Below are 16327 nucleotides of genomic sequence, written 5' to 3' on the forward strand. Positions count from 1 at the left end.
CCTTCGGGGTCTCACTCCGGAAAGGATACGCCCATTGCCCCAGCCCACGGGATAAGGTTGGAACGGACCTTTCCCGGCGGCATCACAATCGCCGCCAGGGGCAGCACCATGCAGGGCAAAAATAAAACCGCCACCGGCGGTATGGATTATCCGCATCCGCCGGTTGTAGTGGTTAGTGAACCGGGCGCTATGAAAAGGGTGCCCGGTCAGTCTCCGGCGTTTCATCGCCGGTCATCTGTAAAGAGAGGGGCCCGGTAAACGTGCCACATATGGAAGAGCAAGAACTGACCTGGACAGACCTGGACCGCAAGGCAGTGGACACTGTCCGCGTCCTGGCCGCCGACGCCGTCGAAAAGGTCGGCAACGGACACCCGGGCACGGCCATGAGCCTGGCCCCGGCAGCCTACCTGCTGTTCCAGAAGCTGATGCGCCACGATCCCTCGGACCCCCAGTGGACCGGCCGTGACCGCTTCGTGCTCTCCCCCGGACACACGTCACTGACGCTTTACATCCAGCTGTTCCTCTCCGGCTACGGACTGGAAATCGAAGATCTGGAATCACTGCGCACCTGGGGCTCCAAGACCCCCGGCCACCCCGAATACCGCCACACCGCCGGCGTCGAAATCACCACCGGACCGCTGGGCCAGGGCCTGGCCTCCTCCGTGGGCTTCGCGTTTGCCCAGCGCCGGCTCCGCGGCCTGCTCGACGCCGATGCGCCGCAGGGGCAGAGCCCGTTCGACCACACCATCTGGGTGATCGCGTCCGACGGCGACCTGCAGGAAGGCGTCACGTCCGAGGCCTCCTCGCTGGCCGGCCACCAGGAACTGGGCAACCTCGTTGTCATCTACGACGAGAACCACATCTCGATTGAAGACGACACGGACATCGCCTTCACCGAAGACGTCCTCAAGCGCTACGAGGCCTACGGCTGGCACACCCAGCGCGTGGACTGGACCAAGACCGGCGAATACGTCGAGGATGTCAACGAGCTTTACGGCGCACTGCTCGCTGCCAAGGCCGAGACCAACAAGCCGTCCATCATTTCGCTGCGCACCATCATCGGCTGGCCGTCCCCGACGAAGCAGAACACGGGCAAGATCCACGGCTCTGCGCTCGGCAAGGACGAGGTTGCCGCACTGAAGGAAGTTCTCGGCTTCGATCCGCGGAAGTCCTTCGACGTCGATCCCGCCGTCCTGGAGCACACCCGCCAGGCCGTTGCCCGCGGCGCCGGAGAGCGCGCCGAGTGGAACAAGGGCTTCGAGGCCTGGAAGGCAGCCAACGACGACGGCGCCGCCCTCCTGGAGCGCATCAGCACCGGAACGCTGCCCGAGGGTTGGGAAAAGGCACTGCCGGAGTTCGAAGCCGGCAAGGATGTCTCCACCCGCGCCGCTTCCGGCAAGGTCCTCTCCGCGATCGGCCCGGTACTCCCCGAGCTGTGGGGCGGCTCCGCTGACCTGGCCGAATCCAACAACACCACCATCGAGGGATCCCCGTCCTTCATCCCGGCCTCCAAGCAGACCAGCGCCTGGTCCGGCAGCCCGTACGGACGGGTGCTCCACTTCGGCATCCGCGAGCATGCCGCCGCCGCCATCGTCAACGGCATCACCATGCACAGCGGGACCCGCGCCTTCTCGGGCACGTTCCTGATCTTCAGCGACTACCAGCGCCCGGCCATCCGCCTGGGTGCCCTGATGGGCGTTCCCTCGATCTACGTCTGGACGCACGACTCGATCGGCCTGGGTGAAGACGGACCCACCCACCAGCCGGTGGAGCAGCTGGCCTCGCTGCGCGCCATCCCGGGCCTGGACGTTGTCCGCCCCGGCGACGCCAACGAGGTGGCCGTGGCCTGGAAGACCATCCTGGAGAACACGGAGAACCCGGCCGGCATCGTGCTCACCCGCCAGAACATCCCCACCTACCCGCGCGGCGACGGCGAAGCCACGGCTGAGTCCTTCGCCTCCGCAGAGGGTGTTTCCCGCGGCGGTTACGTCCTGGCCGAAGCGGTCCGCGACGGCGCCGTCGTTCCTGCCGATGTAATCCTCATCGGCACCGGCTCCGAGGTCCAGCTGGCCGTGGCTGCCCGCGAGGCCCTGGCCGCAGAGGGCATCGCCGCCCGCGTCGTGTCCGTGCCTTCCCTGGAGTGGTTCAACAAACAGGACGCCGCCTACCGCGAAGCCGTGCTGCCCAAGGACATCAAGGCACGCGTGTCCGTCGAAGCCGGGATTGCCCAGGGCTGGCGCGAACTGGTTGGCGACGCCGGCCGCAGCGTCTCGCTGGAGCACTTCGGCGCCTCGGCCGACTACAAGACGCTCTACCGCGAATTCGGCATCACCGCCGAGGCGGTTGCGGAAGCAGCACGTGAGTCCATGGCTGCAGCCAACGGCTCCGACACGGCGCCGGCGGGTACCACTGCGGCGCCGTCCGGGGAAGAGTCCACCGAGACCGGCGACCAGAAGTAATTCCAGCGTCGCATTTCCACAGCTACGCAAAGCACTTACAAGGAGAGACATTCATGACTTCCACCCCCACCGCACGGCTTTCCGAAGCCGGCGTATCCATCTGGCTGGACGACCTGTCCCGCGAACGCATCGTCTCCGGTTCCCTCAAGGACCTGATCGAGCACAAGAACGTCGTCGGCGTCACCACCAACCCGAGCATCTTCGCTGCGGCCCTTGCCAACGGTGAGTCCTACGCCGCCCAGGTGCAGCAGCTCTCCCGCTCGGGAGCCGACGTCGACAAGGCCGTCTTCGAAATCACCACCGATGATGTGCTCCAGGCCTGCGATGTGTTCGCCCCGGTGGCCGAGGCCACGCACGGCGTCGACGGCCGCGTCTCCATCGAGGTCGACCCCCGCCTGTCCCGCGATACCGAAGGCACCATCAAGGAAGCCCGCGAGCTGTTCGACAAGGTCGGCCGCTACAACGTGCTGATCAAGATCCCGGCCACCAAGGAGGGCCTGCCGGCAATCTCCGCGACGCTGGCCGCCGGGATCAGCGTCAATGTCACGCTGATCTTCTCCCTGGAGCGCTACCGCGAGGTCATCAACGCCTACATGGTGGGCATTGAGCAGGCCCGGGAAAACGGCCACGACCTGTCCAAGATCCATTCCGTGGCGTCGTTCTTCGTCTCCCGCGTGGACGCCGAGATCGACAAGCGCCTCGAGGCCATCGGCACCGACGAGGCCCTGGCCCTGAAGGGCAAGGCCGGACTGGCCAATGCCCGCCTGGCCTACCAGGTCTTCGAAGAGCAGTTCGCCACCGAGCGCTGGGCAGTGCTGGCCGAAGCCGGCGCCAATGCCCAGCGCCCGCTGTGGGCCTCCACCGGCGTCAAGGATCCGGCCCTGCCGGACACCCTGTACGTCACCGGCCTGGTGGCCCCGCACACAGTGAACACCATGCCGGAGAAGACGCTGGACGCCACGGCGGACCACGGCGAGGTGACCGGAGACACGATCACCGGCACCTACGCGGAGTCCAACGCGGTCCTGGACCAGCTGGACGGGCTCGGGATCTCCTACACCGACGTCGTCGAACAGCTTGAAACCGAAGGCCTGGACAAGTTCGTGGTCAGCTGGGGAGAACTCCTGGAGACCGTGAAGACCGCGCTGGACAACGCAAAAGAGGCATAAGCAAAATGACCACACTGTCCTTCGAAGCAGCCGCAGCTGCGCTGGCCGCCGTCGACAAGAACGTTCCTGCCCTGGTCCGTGACGAAGTCGCCACCCGCCTGCTCGCCCAGGATCCCACCCTGTGGGGCCCCGACGCCGAAGCAGAGGCTTCCATCCGGTTGGGATGGTTGAACCCGTCAGCAGCCTCCCGGCCGCTCGTTGGACAGATCCGCAGGCTGCGGGAAGAACTGGCCGCCGAGGGAGTGACCCGCGTGGTCCTCGCCGGCATGGGCGGTTCTTCCCTGGCCCCGGAAGTCATCACCGGCACCGCGGGAGTGGAGCTGACGGTCCTGGACTCCACGGATCCGGACGCTGTCCGGGCCGCCCTGGCCACCGGGCTGCAGGAGACCGTCATTGTGGTCTCCTCCAAGTCGGGTTCCACGGTGGAGACCGACTCCCAGCGGCGCACCTTCGAGCAGGCGTTTACCGACGCCGGTATCGACGCGAAGTCCCGCATCGTCATTGTCACCGACCCGGGTTCACCCTTGGATGAGGCCGCCCGCGCGGCCGGTTACCGCGCAGTCTTTAACGCCGATCCCAACGTCGGCGGCCGCTACTCGGCGCTCACCGCCTTCGGCCTGGTCCCCTCGGGACTTGCCGGCGCCGACATCGAGGCACTGCTGGACGACGCTGAGGATGCCCTGGAAATCCTCAGCGACAACGCCGAAGACAACATCGGCCTGCAACTCGGTGCCGCACTGGGCGGCACCGACCCGCTGCGCAACAAGGTCGTCATCGTTGATGAAGGATCCGGGCTGGCCGGCTTCCCCGACTGGGCCGAACAGCTCATTGCCGAATCCACCGGCAAGCTCGGCACCGGCCTGCTGCCCGTCGTCGCCGAACCCGGAGCACCGGAAACCGCATCCGGCGCCGCCGACGTGTTGACCGCCCGGCTGGTGGCCGTTGATTCCGACGCCGAACCCGTTGGCGACCAGGTGGTGGTGGCCGGCTCCCTCGGCGGGCAGATGATGCTGTGGGAATTCGCCACCGCCGTCGCCGGGCGCCTGCTGGGCATCAACCCGTTTGACCAGCCCGACGTCGAAGCAGCCAAGGTGGCTGCGCGCGGCCTGCTCGACGCGCGCCCCGAGGCCACCGAACCGTCCTTCGTGGACGGCTCCGTGGAGGTTCGCGGTCCGGCGGAGCTGCTCGGCGACGCCGGCACGCTGCGCGGCGCGCTGGACGCCCTGCTGGGCGCGCTGGACACCGACGGCTACCTGAGCATCCAGGTCTACCTGGACCGCGAGGCCCAGGGCGAACTGGCAGGCATCCGGCCGGAACTGGCCGCCGTCACCGGCCGGCCGGTGACCTTCGGCTGGGGGCCGCGGTTCCTGCACTCCACCGGGCAGTTCCACAAGGGCGGACCGGCGCAGGGTGTCTACCTGCAGGTCACCGGCACCCCGCGCCAGGACCTGGCCATTCCGGGCCGGCCCTTCACCTTCGGCCAGCTCATCAGTGCCCAGGCAACCGGAGACGCCCAGGTCCTCGCTGACCAGGGCCGGCCCGTGCTGCGGCTGAACCTGCTGGACCGGGAGGCGGGGGTCCGCGAGCTCGAGGCTGCTGTCCGTTCCCTGTCCGCAGAAGGGGGTAACGCATAAATGGCGGATGAGAAGCACAGTTCCAACCCGCTCCGGGATCCCCGCGACCGGCGGCTCAGCCGGATCGCCGGCCCCTCCTCGCTGGTGATCTTCGGTGTTACCGGCGACCTGGCACGGAAGAAGCTCATTCCGGCCGTGTACGACCTGGCCAACCGCGGCCTGCTCCCGCCGAGTTTCTCCCTGGTCGGTTTCGGCCGCCGCCCTTGGAGCCATGAGGATTTCGCCGCCCAGGTCAAGGAATCGGTCCAGGCCCATGCCCGCACCCCGTTCGACGACGGCGTGTGGAAGCAGCTGGCGGAAGGAATCCGCTTCGTTGAGGGCGGCTTCGACAGCGACGAGGCGTTCGTGAACCTCAAAGACACGCTGCAGAGCCTCGACGCGGAGCGCGGCACCCGCGGCAACCATGCCTTCTACCTGTCGGTTCCGCCCAAGTCCTTTGAGGAGGTCTGCCAACAGCTCTCCCGCAACGGGCTGGCCAAGACCTCGCAGGGCAAATGGCGGCGCGTGGTTATCGAAAAGCCCTTCGGCCACGACCTGCAATCGGCCCGTGAGCTGAACAACGTGGTGGAGTCGGTCTTCCCCGCTGATTCGGTGTTCCGGATCGACCACTACCTGGGCAAGGAAACGGTCCAGAACATCCTGGCCCTGCGCTTCGCCAACCAGCTCTTCGAACCGATCTGGAATGCGAACTTCGTGGACCACGTCCAGATCACCATGGCCGAGGACATCGGCATTGGCGGGCGGGCGGGATATTACGACGGCGTGGGCGCGGCCCGCGACGTCATCCAGAACCACCTGCTGCAGCTCCTGGCGCTCACCGCCATGGAAGAGCCCATTTCCTTCGACGCCGACCACCTGCGCGCGGAGAAGGAAAAGGTGCTCGCGGCCGTCCGGCTTCCGGAGGACCTGTCCAAGCACTCCGCACGCGGGCAGTACACCGGCGGCTGGCAGGGCGGCGAAAAGGTCACCGGATTCCTGGAGGAAGAGGGCTTCAACCCCGATTCCACCACCGAGACCTTCGCCGCGATCCGGCTGGACATCAACACCCGCCGCTGGGCCGGCGTCCCGTTCTACCTGCGCGCCGGCAAACGCCTGGGCCGGCGGGTGACCGAGATTGCCGTGGTGTTCAAGCGGGCTCCCAACCTGCTCTTCCGCGACCACAATGACCACGACTTCGGCCAGAACGCCGTGGTGATCCGGGTCCAGCCCGACGAAGGCGCCACCATCCGCTTCGGGTCCAAGGTCCCGGGCACGCAGATGGAAGTCCGGGATGTGTCCATGGACTTCGGCTACGGACATTCCTTCACCGAATCCAGTCCCGAAGCCTATGAACGCCTGATCCTGGACGTATTGCTCGGCGAGCCGCCATTGTTCCCGCGGCATCAGGAGGTGGAGCTGTCCTGGAAGATCGTCGACCCGTTCGAGGAATACTGGGCATCCCTGGGCACACAGCCCGAGCCGTACGCCCCGGGCAGCTGGGGGCCGGAATCGGCCGATGAACTGCTCGCCCAAGACGGAAGGACCTGGAGAAGGCCGTGATTGTAGAACTGCCGGACACAACAACGTCCAAGGTATCCAAGGAAATCGTGGCCATGCGCGAAAAGGGCGGGGTGGTCACCCTGGGGCGCGTGCTGACCCTGGTGGTGGACACCCAGCCCGATTTCGTCGAGGAAGCCATTGCCGCCGCCAACGAGGCCAGCCGGGAACATCCCTGCCGCATTATCGTGCTCGCTGAGGGTTCACCCACCGATGAAACCCGCCTCGATGCCGAAATCCGGGTGGGCGGCGACGCCGGTGCCTCCGAGGTGATCGTCTTGTCCGGCTCCGGTGAGCTGGCCGGGGAGTCCGTCTCGCTTGTTTCGGCGCTCCTGTTGCCCGATGCCCCGATCGTGGTGTGGTGGCCCCACGGCGTGCCGGCCAACCCGGCCCAGACGCCGCTGGGCAGCATTGCCCATCGGCGCATCACAGACGCCGCTACCGAGGAAGATCCCAAGAAGGCCCTGCTGGCCCTGGGCGAGGAATACGCCGACGGCGACACCGACCTGAGCTGGACCCGGCTGACCAACTGGCGGATCCAGCTGGCAGCGGTGCTGGACTTGGCCCGGGGAGACCGGGTGCGGGCCGTGACGGTGGCCGGAGCCTCGGATTCGGCCAGCACCTTCCTGCTCGCGGCGTGGCTGAAGCACGCCCTGAAGGTTCCAGTGAAGATCGTTGAAGGGGAACCCGGAACCGGCATCCGCCAGGTTGTCTTCGAACGCGACGGCGGCAAGGTGGAGCTGTTCCGCCCGGACCAGGCCACCGCACACCTGACCCAGCCCGGCCAGCCCGAGCAGCAGATCTCGCTGCCCCGGCGGAGCCTCCGGGACTGTCTGGCGGAGGAACTGCGCCGGCTGGATCCGGATGAAGTCTACGGCGAAGTACTGACGCAGGGGCTGGCAGCATGCCTGTCCCAGGAAGGGGTCCCGGCATGAGGAATTTCCCCAACGGAGTGAGCATCCATCCCGATATCCAGTCGCTGACGGCGGCCACCGCTGCACGGCTCATCACCAAGCTGGTGGATGTGCAGAGCCGCCGCGGTGTCGCCACTGTGGTGCTGACCGGGGGCACGGTGGGTACGGCGGTGCTCGACGCCGTTGCCTCTGCCGAGGCCAGGGCGGCCGTGGATTGGTCACGGGTTAATTTCTGGTGGGGCGATGAACGCTTCCTGGCCGCGGACTCCCCTGACCGGAATGCGGTGCAGGCCGCCGGAGCGATGCTCTCCCGGCTGCCGGTAAGCCCGGACCGCGTGCATCCGGTGCCCTCGTCCGACGATGCAGCCTCTGTCCAAGACGCCGCCCTGGGTTATGCCCGCAACCTGGCCGAGGCCGCTGCCGCAGAGCAGCTTGCACCCGGCTTTGATGCCGTGGACCCCCGGCTCCCCCGCTTTGATGTGCTGCTGCTCGGCGTCGGGCCCGATGCCCATATCGCCTCGCTCTTCCCGGAAATGGCTGGCGTCCGCACCACCGGTGAAACCGTGGTTGCAGTCACCGACGCCCCCAAGCCGCCGCCGGAGCGGGTTTCCCTGACGCTGGAGGCGATCAACACGGCAGAGGAAGTCTGGCTGGCCGTGGCGGGCGAGGATAAGGCCGCTGCCGTGGGCCTGGCCCTCGCCGGCGCCGGGCCGGTGCAGGTTCCGGCCGCAGGCGCCCACGGCCGGTCCAAGACCCGGTGGCTCATCGACCAGGCCGCGGCGTCACAGCTGCCTGAGCGGTTGCTGGACCCGGACGGCACAGGCGCGGGCAGGGATGCCGGCAGCACGGAGGACAGCATCCGCTCCGAACACTAGGCCCTGCTGCATCAGGACCTGCCGCACCAGCCCTGGTGCGGTGCCCGGACAGGTGGCCGGCCGCGTCGCTGCGGGCGGGCCGCCAGGCGCTGGTTTTCTCAGCCGCGACCGACGCCAAACACAAAGCCCCGCAGGCCGTGTGGCCTGCGGGGCTTTTGGCTCCCCGTTGGGGTGCTGCGCTCAAATGGCTTGTCTACGCTTCGCCGGCGAAACGCTGGATCAGGCCCAGGGCAATGATGACGGCACCCCAGGACAGTCCAAGGATGACGGTGAAGCGGTTGAGGTTCCTTTCGGCAACACCTGAGGATCCCATGCTGCTGGTCATGCCGCCGCCGAACATGTCCGACATGCCGCCGCCGCGCCCCTTGTGCAGGAGGATGAGAAAGGTCAGCAACAGACTGGTGATGGCAAGAAGAACCAGCAGGACAATCTTCAGAATTTCCACTTACGGCCTTTCAAGGGTGACGCATGGATGGAGACGGACGCTGCGGTGCAGGTCAGCTGCAATCAGTCGGTCACCAGATGTTGTTCGAACCTGACAATATTAGCAAATTCGGTCACATCCAAACTGGCCCCGCCAACCAGCACGCCGTCGACATCCCGCTGCTTCAGGATGCTGGCCGCATTTGCCGCCTTCACGGACCCGCCGTAGAGCAGGCGCGTCTTCGCCGCCACGGCGTCGTCGTACAGATCCGCGATCTCAGAGCGGATGGCCGAGCACATTTCCTGTGCGTCCTCGGGGCCGGCGACCTCGCCGGTACCGATGGCCCAGACCGGCTCATAGGCAATGACCAGAGCGGATACCTGCTCGGCGTCCAGGCCGGCGAGGTCGCGGCGGACCTGCTCCAGGGTGTGCTGGACATGCTTGCCTGACTGGCGGATTTCCAGCCCCTCCCCGACGCAGAGCAGCGGCACCAGGGAGTTGCGGTAGGCCGCGACCAGCTTCTCGTTGAGCAGCTCATCGGTCTCACCGTGCACGGTGCGGCGTTCGCTGTGCCCCACCAGGACATACCGGCAGCCCAGTTTCGACAGGAACTGCCCGGAGATGTCGCCGGTGTAGGCGCCGGAGTCCTTGGGGGAAAGATCCTGGGCACCGAACTCAATGTCCAGCTTGTCGCCCCGGATCAGGGTCTGGACGCTGCGCAGGTCCGTGAACGGAGGAAAAACGGCCACCTCAACGCGGTTGTAGTCGTGCTGGGCGTCCTTCAGGGTCCAGGCCAGCTTCTGCAGGAGCGTGATGCCCTGGACGTGGTCCATGTTCATCTTCCAGTTGCCCGCGATCAGCGGCTTCCGGTCAAACTTTCCATTGGTCGAGGTGGTCATCATCGCTCCGGTTTCATCAGTAGATCTGTTGGGGTGGGTCCGCTTCGGGCGGATCCGGGGTAAGAATAGGCGTAAAGATACAAAGGGCGGACATAGAAGTGCGGGCCCGCCCCATCAGGCGGGCCCGCACTGTGGAGCTACAGGCCCAGGACGGTCAGGCCGGGCAGCTTCTTGCCTTCAAGGTATTCAAGCGAGGCACCGCCGCCGGTGGAGATGTGGCCGAAGTCGCTGTCGCTGAAGCCGAGCTTGCGGACGGCGGCGGCCGAGTCTCCGCCGCCTACCACGGTCAGGCCGGATGAATCCTTCAGGCCCTGCGCAATGGTGCGGGTCCCGTTGGCAAAGGCATCGAATTCAAAGACACCCATCGGTCCGTTCCAGAACACGGTCTTGCCTGATCGGATCCGTTCAGCAAAGGCGGCGGCCGAATCGGGGCCGATGTCCAGCCCGATGCCGGAAGCACCGAAGCGGCTGTTCTCCATCCCGTCTGCAGGCACCACCTCCACGTCGGCATCGGCAGCGAACTTGTCCGCCACCACGATGTCGGTGGGCAGCACGAACTCGCAACCCACTTCCTTGGCACGGGAGAGGTAGCCCTTGACGTTCTCGATCTGGTCCGCTTCAAGCAGCGACGCGCCCACCTTGTGGCCCTGCGCTGCCAGGAACGTAAAGACCATGCCGCCGCCGACCAGGAGGTAGTCTGCGCGGTCCATGAGGTTCTCGATCACCGCCAGCTTGTCGGAGACCTTCGAACCCCCCAGGACCACCACGTAGGGCTGCTCGGGGTTCTCCGTGAGCCGCTTCAGCACCTGGACCTCGGTGTTCACCAGGTCTCCCTCATACGCCGGAAGGACCTCCGCGATGTCGTAGACACTGGCGTGCTTGCGGTGCACCGCACCGAACGCATCATCGACATAGGCGCCGGAGTTATCCGTCAGCCCGGCAAGTTCCCGCGCCAGCGCCAACCGCTCGTCGTCGTTCTTGGAGGTCTCACGCGGGTCAAAGCGGATGTTCTGCAGCACCAGGACCGATCCGGCGGCCAGCGAGCCGGCGAGGCTGTGCGCGCTCTCCCCCACCACGTCGGCGGCAAACTCCACCGGGAACGGTGAAAGTTCATCCAGCCGGTCCGCGGCGGGCTGCAGCGAGTACTTCTCGTCCGGAGCGCCCTTGGGCCGTCCCAGGTGGGCCATGACGATGACTTTGGCACCTTGCTCCACCAGTTTCTGCAGGGTGGGGATGGAGGCGCGGATGCGTCCGTCGTCAGTAACGCGGCCGTTCTCGAGCGGTACATTCAGGTCCGAGCGGACCAGCACGTACCGGCCGTCGACGCCGTCGCTGATCAGTTGATCAAGAGTCTTGACTGTCATGTCTACCTTTACGTCCCTTGCGGGCATTGGGATCTTGGATCGGGGTGCGTGCAGGGACGCTTAGAGCTTGGAGCCGACGAGCGCGGTCAGGTCCACCAGGCGGCAGGAGTAACCCCACTCGTTGTCGTACCAGCCCACCACCTTGACCTCGTTGCCCATCACGCGGGTCAGTCCGGAGTCGAAGATGCACGACGCTGGATCGGTGACGATGTCCGAGGACACGATGGGCTCGTCGGTGTAGCGCAGGATGCCGTTGAGTGCTCCGTCCGACGCCGCCTTGTAGGCGCTGTTGATCTCGTCGACCGAGGCCTCCCGGGCCAGCGTCACTGTGAGGTCGGTGACCGATCCGGTGGGTACGGGCACGCGCAGCGCGAAGCCGTCCAGCTTGCCTTCCAGCTCCGGAAGGACCAGGCCGATCGCCTTGGCGGCGCCGGTTGAGGTGGGCACGATGTTCAGTGCCGCAGCACGGGCGCGGCGCAGGTCGCGGTGCGGTCCGTCCTGCAGGTTCTGGTCGGCGGTGTAGGCGTGCACCGTGGTCATCAGGCCGCGCTCAATGCCGAAGGCCTCATGGATCACCTTGGCCAGCGGACCCAGGCAATTGGTGGTGCAGGAGGCGTTGGAGACGATGTTGTCGGTGGCCGGGTTGTAGTCGCCGTCGTTCACGCCCATCACGATGGTCCGGTCCGCTCCCTTGCCCGGAGCTGAAATCAGGACCTTCTTGGCTCCGGCGTCGAGGTGCTTTTTCGCATCCTCGGCCTTGGTGAAGAACCCGGTGGACTCGATGACGACGTCTACGCCCAGGTCCTTCCACGGGAGGTTGGCGGGATCCCGCTCGGCGAGGACCTTGATGGTCTTGCCGCCTACAACCAGGTCGCCGCCGCGGACTTCGACGTCGGCACCGATGCGGCCGGTGACGGAATCGTACTTCAGCAGGTGGCCCAGGGCTTCGGGGCTGGTGAGGTCGTTGACGGCCACGATTTCAAGGTCGGCGTTCTGCTCCAGTGCGGCGCGGAAGTAGTTTCGCCCAATGCGTCCGAAGCCGTTGATTCCAACACGAGTAGTCACTTTTCTGTCTCCTTGATGTGGGGTTATCGAAGAAATGTGACCTCGGTGTGCGGGAAGGCCACTGGTCTGACAGGTTTCGGGGTGCCGGGACTGTTATCGAAGCGGCCGGTGGACACCCTTCCGGCCGGCCCGAGGAGCCCGCCGGGCCTCAACGGCCCGGGCGGGTGCCCTCGGACTCATCTTACGCGCCGGGTCTCTCAGGGGGACCCGTGCGGGAGCAGATTTGTGCCTTGGCGACGCTGATTACGCGGGGAGAACCAGTCCGTGGGCGCCGTTGCGGGCAGCCTCGAAGCGGGTTGCCACGTCTGCCCAGTTCACGATGTTCCAGAAGGCCTTGACGTAGTCTGCCTTCACGTTCACGTAGTCCAGGTAGAAAGCGTGCTCCCACATGTCCAGCATCAGCAGCGGGATGGTGCCCACGGGCACGTTGCCCTGCTGGTCATAGAGCTGCTCGATGACGAGGTTCTTGCCCAGCGGCTCGTAGGCCAGCAGTGCCCAGCCCGAACCCTGCAGCGACATCGCGGCTGCGGTGAACTGGCCGCGGAAGGCGTCGAAGGAGCCGAAGAAGTCATCGATGGCGGCAGCAAGCTCGCCAACCGGCTTGTCGCCGCCCTCGGGAGAGAGGTTGTTCCAGAAGATGCTGTGATTGACGTGGCCGCCAACGTGGAAGGCCAGGTCCTTGGACAGCTTCGGGATCGTGGCGAAGTCGCCCTTTTCGCGGGCTTCAGCCATCTGCTTCAGTGCCGTGTTGGCACCGGCAACGTAGGTGGCGTGGTGCTTGTCATGGTGAAGTTCCATGATCCGGGCCGAAATATTCGGCTCCAGGGCAGCGTAGTCGTAGGGCAGTTCCGGCAGTGTGTACTCGTTCACAAAATCCTCCAGATAACGTCGGATCGGTCCTCCGGACGGCGTTTCCGCCCGGAAACCAAGGTGCCGCCGAAAGGCAGCAGACTTAGTCCATCCTATGACTTAACGCTACTCGTCAAGCATCTCAGGAGTCACATTGGCCTCAGTGCCCGGGATGCCCAATTCGGCGGCACGCTTGTCCGCCATGGCCAGCAGCCGGCGGATGCGTCCGGCGATGGCGTCTTTGGTCATGGGAGGATCAGCCAGGTGCCCCAGTTCGTCCAGGCTCGCCTGCTTGTGCGCCACCCGCAGCTCGCCGGCGTAGCGCAGGTGCTCGGGCACGTCCTCGCCGAGGATGTCCAGGGCGCGGTCCACCCGGGCACCGGCGGCAACGGCGGCCTGGGCGGAACGGCGCAGGTTTGCGTCGTCGAAGTTCGCGAGCCGGTTGGCCGTGGCCCGCACTTCCTTGCGCATGCGGCGCTCTTCCCAGACCATCAGCGCGTCGTGGGCCCCCATGCGGGTGAGCAGCGCGGCAATGGTGTCCCCGTCGCGGATGACCACGCGGTCGATTCCGCGGACCTCGCGGGCCTTGGCAGCGATACCGATCCGGCGGGCGGCACCGACCAGTGCCAGTGCGGCCTCCGGTCCCGGGCAGGTTACTTCCAGGGAGGATGAGCGGCCTGGCTCGGTCAGGGACCCGTGGGCCAGGAAGGCGCCGCGCCATACGGCTTCAGCGTCGGCAGCTGAGCCGTTGACGACGGCGGACGGCAGCCCCCGGACCGGACGCCCACGGGCGTCCAGCAGGCCGGTCTGGCGGGCCAGGGACTCGCCGTCCTTGACCACGCGCACCACGTAGCGGTTGCCGCGGCGCAGCCCGCCGCCGGAGACCACAATGATGTCCGAGGCGTGGCCGTACACCTCGGCGATGGCGGCACGCAGCCGCCGGGCGGTGGACGCCAGGTCCACCTCGGCTTCAATGACTATGCGGCCGGAAATAATGTGCAGTCCCCCGGCAAATCGCAGCAATGCCGATACTTCCGCTTTGCGGACGGAGGACTTTTTCACATCCAGCCGTGAAAGTTCCTCTTTTACTGCTGCGGTCAATGCCACAAATACACTCCTAGTTCTCCCCAAACATATCGTGGTACGCGGTGGCCAGGCGCAGCGGATCATGGATCGGCCGCCCGGTCGCTGCCCCCACCTTACCGAAGACCGGCCGGCCTCCCATCCCGGCTACCGCCTCGGCAAACGCGTCCTGGTCCTCGATGACCGAGGGATCGGCGAGGACGGCGTCCACGCGGAGATCCGGGGCATAGCGGCGGACCTCGGCCAGATGGTCGAGCGCCGACATGCCGGCTGTTTCCGTGGTTTCGTTGCTCAGGTTCATGGTGAGGCAGCGTTTGGCCTTGGTCTTGCACAGGGCAGTGCGCAGCTCCGGAAGCATCAGGTGCGGCAGGACCGAGGTGTACCAGGAGCCCGGGCCGAGGATGATCCAGTCGGCGCGCTCGATCGCGGTGAGCGCTTCGGCGCAGGCCGGGGCGTCGGCCGGGCTCAGCCGCACCTCGCTGACCTTGCTCTGCACCCCTGCGGCGGCCAGGCGCGCCTGCCCTGTCACCACCTCCAGCCGGGTGCCCTGTGCCGTGCGGCGCAGCACATCACCTTCGATGGTCAGCGGGTGCGTGGACATGGGCAGCACCTGCCCGCGGGCGCCGAGCAGCGCACCGGCCCACTGGAGCCCGGCGACGGGGTCGCCAAGGAGTTCCCAGAGGGTCACGATCAGCAGGTTGCCCAGCGCGTGGTTGTCCAGGGATCCGCTGATCCCGGGCCGGGACTGGAAGCGGTGCTGCATGACATCCCGCCAGGTGCGCCCCCAGTCCGTGTCGTCGCACAGTGCAGCCAGGGCCATCCGCAGATCCCCGGGCGGAAGCACGTCCAGTTCATGACGCAGCCGCCCGGAGGAGCCGCCGTCGTCGGCCACCGTGACCACGGCGGTCAGGTCAGTGGTCAGCAGGCGCAGGGCGGACAGTGACGCGGAGAGGCCGTGGCCGCCTCCAAGGGCGACGACGGCGGGGGCCCCGTCAGTGTCTCCGCCCCGGCCCGCGCCGGTCTGCGGAAGCACCGGCAGGGGCCCGGTAAGGAAGGTCATCTACTCGCGTCCCAGGTCGCGGTGGTGTGCACTGACCGTCACGTGGGGCAGCTGGGCCAGCCGCTTGGCCAGTTCCTCCGTGACTGCCACGGAACGGTGCTTGCCGCCCGTGCAGCCCACGGCGATGGTGGCGTAGTGCTTGTTTTCCCGGCGGTAACCGTCGATGACCGGTTCCAGGGCGTCCACGTAGCGGTCCAGGAAGTCCCCGGTGCCGGCGGCACCCATGACGTAGTCGCGTACGTCGGCGTCCAGGCCGGTGTGCGGGCGCAGCTGCGGTACCCAGTGCGGGTTGGGGATAAACCGGACGTCCGCCACGTAGTTGGCGTCCACCGGCAGCCCGTATTTGAAGCCGAAGCTCATCACGTTCAGCCGCAGCACAATCGGCCCGGACTCGGTGAAGAGTTCGGTGATGGTCGTGGCCAGGGCGTGGACGTTGAGCTTGGAAGTGTCCACGATGACGTCGGAGGATTCCCGCAGTTCCTTGAGCACATCGCGTTCCGCGCCGATGCCGTCCAGGATGGAGCCGTCCTCCTGCAGCGGATGCGGCCGGCGGCCCTGCTCGAACCGGCGGACCAGCGTTTCGTCTTCGGCGTCCAGGAACAGCAGCCGGTAGGTGACGCCGGCTGCGCGCAGGTTGCTGAGCGCCTCGCGGATGTCCTGGAAGAGCTCCTTGCTGCGCACATCGATGACCACTGCCAGCTTCGGAATGGACTGGGGCATGCGGGATACCAGCTCGGTGAGGGTGCCCAGCATCATCGGAGGCAGGTTCTCCACCACATACCAGCCGTGGTCTTCGAGGGCGTTGGCGGCCGTGCTGCGACCGGCTCCGGACATGCCTGTGACCACCAGCAGTTCCGACTCGTCGGGCTTGACCGGGGTCAGCGCGTCCTGTTCCATCATCTGTTGTCCCGTCCTAGTGGTTTTTCGGCTCCCGGAGCAGCGCAGCCGCACGCTTGGGTGCCGGCTGCGCTGTATGGTGAGGCGGCTTACCAGCCT

General features: G+C 66.6%; 14 protein-coding genes. 6 read left to right on the plus strand and 8 right to left on the minus strand.

Annotation, left to right across the window (positions count from 1 at the left end; translation table 11 throughout):
• Positions 1 to 269: 269 nt before the first annotated feature.
• The 6 genes from tkt to pgl are packed head-to-tail and all read left to right on the plus strand — an operon-like array spanning position 270 to position 8587.
• Entirely contained in the window at positions 270 to 2459 is a 2190-nt protein-coding gene (gene tkt / locus KKR91_RS09330; protein WP_210228922.1) for a transketolase, read from the plus strand.
• A gap of 53 nt (positions 2460 to 2512) precedes the next feature.
• Positions 2513 to 3628, plus strand: coding sequence for a transaldolase (tal, locus tag KKR91_RS09335; protein ID WP_210228924.1), 1116 nt, complete (start codon positions 2513 to 2515; stop codon positions 3626 to 3628).
• Positions 3629 to 3633: 5 nt separating this feature from the next.
• The gene (locus KKR91_RS09340) at positions 3634 to 5262 is read left to right on the plus strand and encodes a glucose-6-phosphate isomerase (protein ID WP_210228926.1); all 1629 of its coding nucleotides are present in this window, start codon (positions 3634 to 3636) and stop codon (positions 5260 to 5262) included.
• A complete protein-coding gene (zwf, locus tag KKR91_RS09345) occupies positions 5263 to 6801 on the plus strand; it encodes a glucose-6-phosphate dehydrogenase (protein WP_210228928.1) in 1539 nt (512 codons plus the stop codon).
• Entirely contained in the window at positions 6798 to 7733 is a 936-nt protein-coding gene (locus KKR91_RS09350; RefSeq protein WP_210228930.1) for a glucose-6-phosphate dehydrogenase assembly protein OpcA, read from the plus strand. The genes zwf and KKR91_RS09350 overlap by 4 nt, the downstream gene beginning before the upstream one ends.
• Entirely contained in the window at positions 7730 to 8587 is an 858-nt protein-coding gene (pgl, locus tag KKR91_RS09355) for a 6-phosphogluconolactonase (protein ID WP_210228932.1), read from the plus strand. The genes KKR91_RS09350 and pgl overlap by 4 nt, the downstream gene beginning before the upstream one ends.
• Before the next feature lie 193 nt (positions 8588 to 8780).
• On the opposite strand, the gene secG is transcribed toward pgl, so the two are convergent.
• From secG to rapZ, 8 genes are all read right to left on the minus strand, one after another.
• On the minus strand, positions 8781 to 9032 hold the full coding sequence (gene secG / locus KKR91_RS09360) for a preprotein translocase subunit SecG (protein WP_210228934.1): 252 nt from the start codon (positions 9030 to 9032) through the stop codon (positions 8781 to 8783).
• A 62-nt stretch (positions 9033 to 9094) separates the two neighbouring features.
• Positions 9095 to 9910, minus strand: a complete 816-nt coding sequence (gene tpiA, locus KKR91_RS09365) for a triose-phosphate isomerase (protein WP_210228936.1) — start codon at positions 9908 to 9910, stop codon at positions 9095 to 9097.
• Between the two features lie 137 nt (positions 9911 to 10047).
• A complete protein-coding gene (locus tag KKR91_RS09370; RefSeq protein WP_210228938.1) occupies positions 10048 to 11274 on the minus strand; it encodes a phosphoglycerate kinase in 1227 nt (408 codons plus the stop codon).
• Between the two features lie 60 nt (positions 11275 to 11334).
• Positions 11335 to 12339: a type I glyceraldehyde-3-phosphate dehydrogenase gene (gene gap / locus KKR91_RS09375; RefSeq protein ID WP_210228940.1), complete on the minus strand. Its 1005-nt coding sequence runs from the start codon at positions 12337 to 12339 to the stop codon at positions 11335 to 11337.
• A 243-nt stretch (positions 12340 to 12582) separates the two neighbouring features.
• Positions 12583 to 13209, minus strand: a complete 627-nt coding sequence (locus tag KKR91_RS09380) for a superoxide dismutase (protein WP_210228942.1) — start codon at positions 13207 to 13209, stop codon at positions 12583 to 12585.
• Positions 13210 to 13314: 105 nt separating this feature from the next.
• On the minus strand, positions 13315 to 14295 hold the full coding sequence (whiA, locus tag KKR91_RS09385; protein ID WP_210228944.1) for a DNA-binding protein WhiA: 981 nt from the start codon (positions 14293 to 14295) through the stop codon (positions 13315 to 13317).
• A gap of 10 nt (positions 14296 to 14305) precedes the next feature.
• On the minus strand, positions 14306 to 15331 hold the full coding sequence (locus tag KKR91_RS09390; protein ID WP_210228946.1) for a gluconeogenesis factor YvcK family protein: 1026 nt from the start codon (positions 15329 to 15331) through the stop codon (positions 14306 to 14308).
• Positions 15332 to 16231, minus strand: coding sequence for an RNase adapter RapZ (gene rapZ, locus KKR91_RS09395; protein WP_210228948.1), 900 nt, complete (start codon positions 16229 to 16231; stop codon positions 15332 to 15334). It lies immediately after the preceding gene.
• Between the last annotated feature and the right edge of the window lie 96 nt (positions 16232 to 16327).

The sequence above is a fragment of the Arthrobacter jiangjiafuii genome (assembly GCF_018622995.1).
Classification (GTDB): Bacteria; Actinomycetota; Actinomycetes; order Actinomycetales; family Micrococcaceae; genus Arthrobacter_B; species Arthrobacter_B jiangjiafuii.

Bases quoted from the DNA above. Each gene is read 5' to 3' on its own strand.
- tkt (WP_210228922.1), top strand. From the start codon at position 270: ATGGAAGAGCAAGAACTGACCTGGACAGACCTGGACCGCAAGGCAGTG.
- tal (WP_210228924.1), top strand. From the start codon at position 2,513: ATGACTTCCACCCCCACCGCACGGCTTTCCGAAGCCGGCGTATCCATC.
- KKR91_RS09340 (WP_210228926.1), top strand. From the start codon at position 3,634: ATGACCACACTGTCCTTCGAAGCAGCCGCAGCTGCGCTGGCCGCCGTC.
- zwf (WP_210228928.1), top strand. From the start codon at position 5,263: ATGGCGGATGAGAAGCACAGTTCCAACCCGCTCCGGGATCCCCGCGAC.
- pgl (WP_210228932.1), top strand. From the start codon at position 7,730: ATGAGGAATTTCCCCAACGGAGTGAGCATCCATCCCGATATCCAGTCG.
- tpiA (WP_210228936.1), bottom strand. From the start codon at position 9,910: ATGACCACCTCGACCAATGGAAAGTTTGACCGGAAGCCGCTGATCGCG.
- KKR91_RS09370 (WP_210228938.1), bottom strand. From the start codon at position 11,274: ATGACAGTCAAGACTCTTGATCAACTGATCAGCGACGGCGTCGACGGC.
- KKR91_RS09390 (WP_210228946.1), bottom strand. From the start codon at position 15,331: ATGACCTTCCTTACCGGGCCCCTGCCGGTGCTTCCGCAGACCGGCGCG.
- rapZ (WP_210228948.1), bottom strand. From the start codon at position 16,231: ATGATGGAACAGGACGCGCTGACCCCGGTCAAGCCCGACGAGTCGGAA.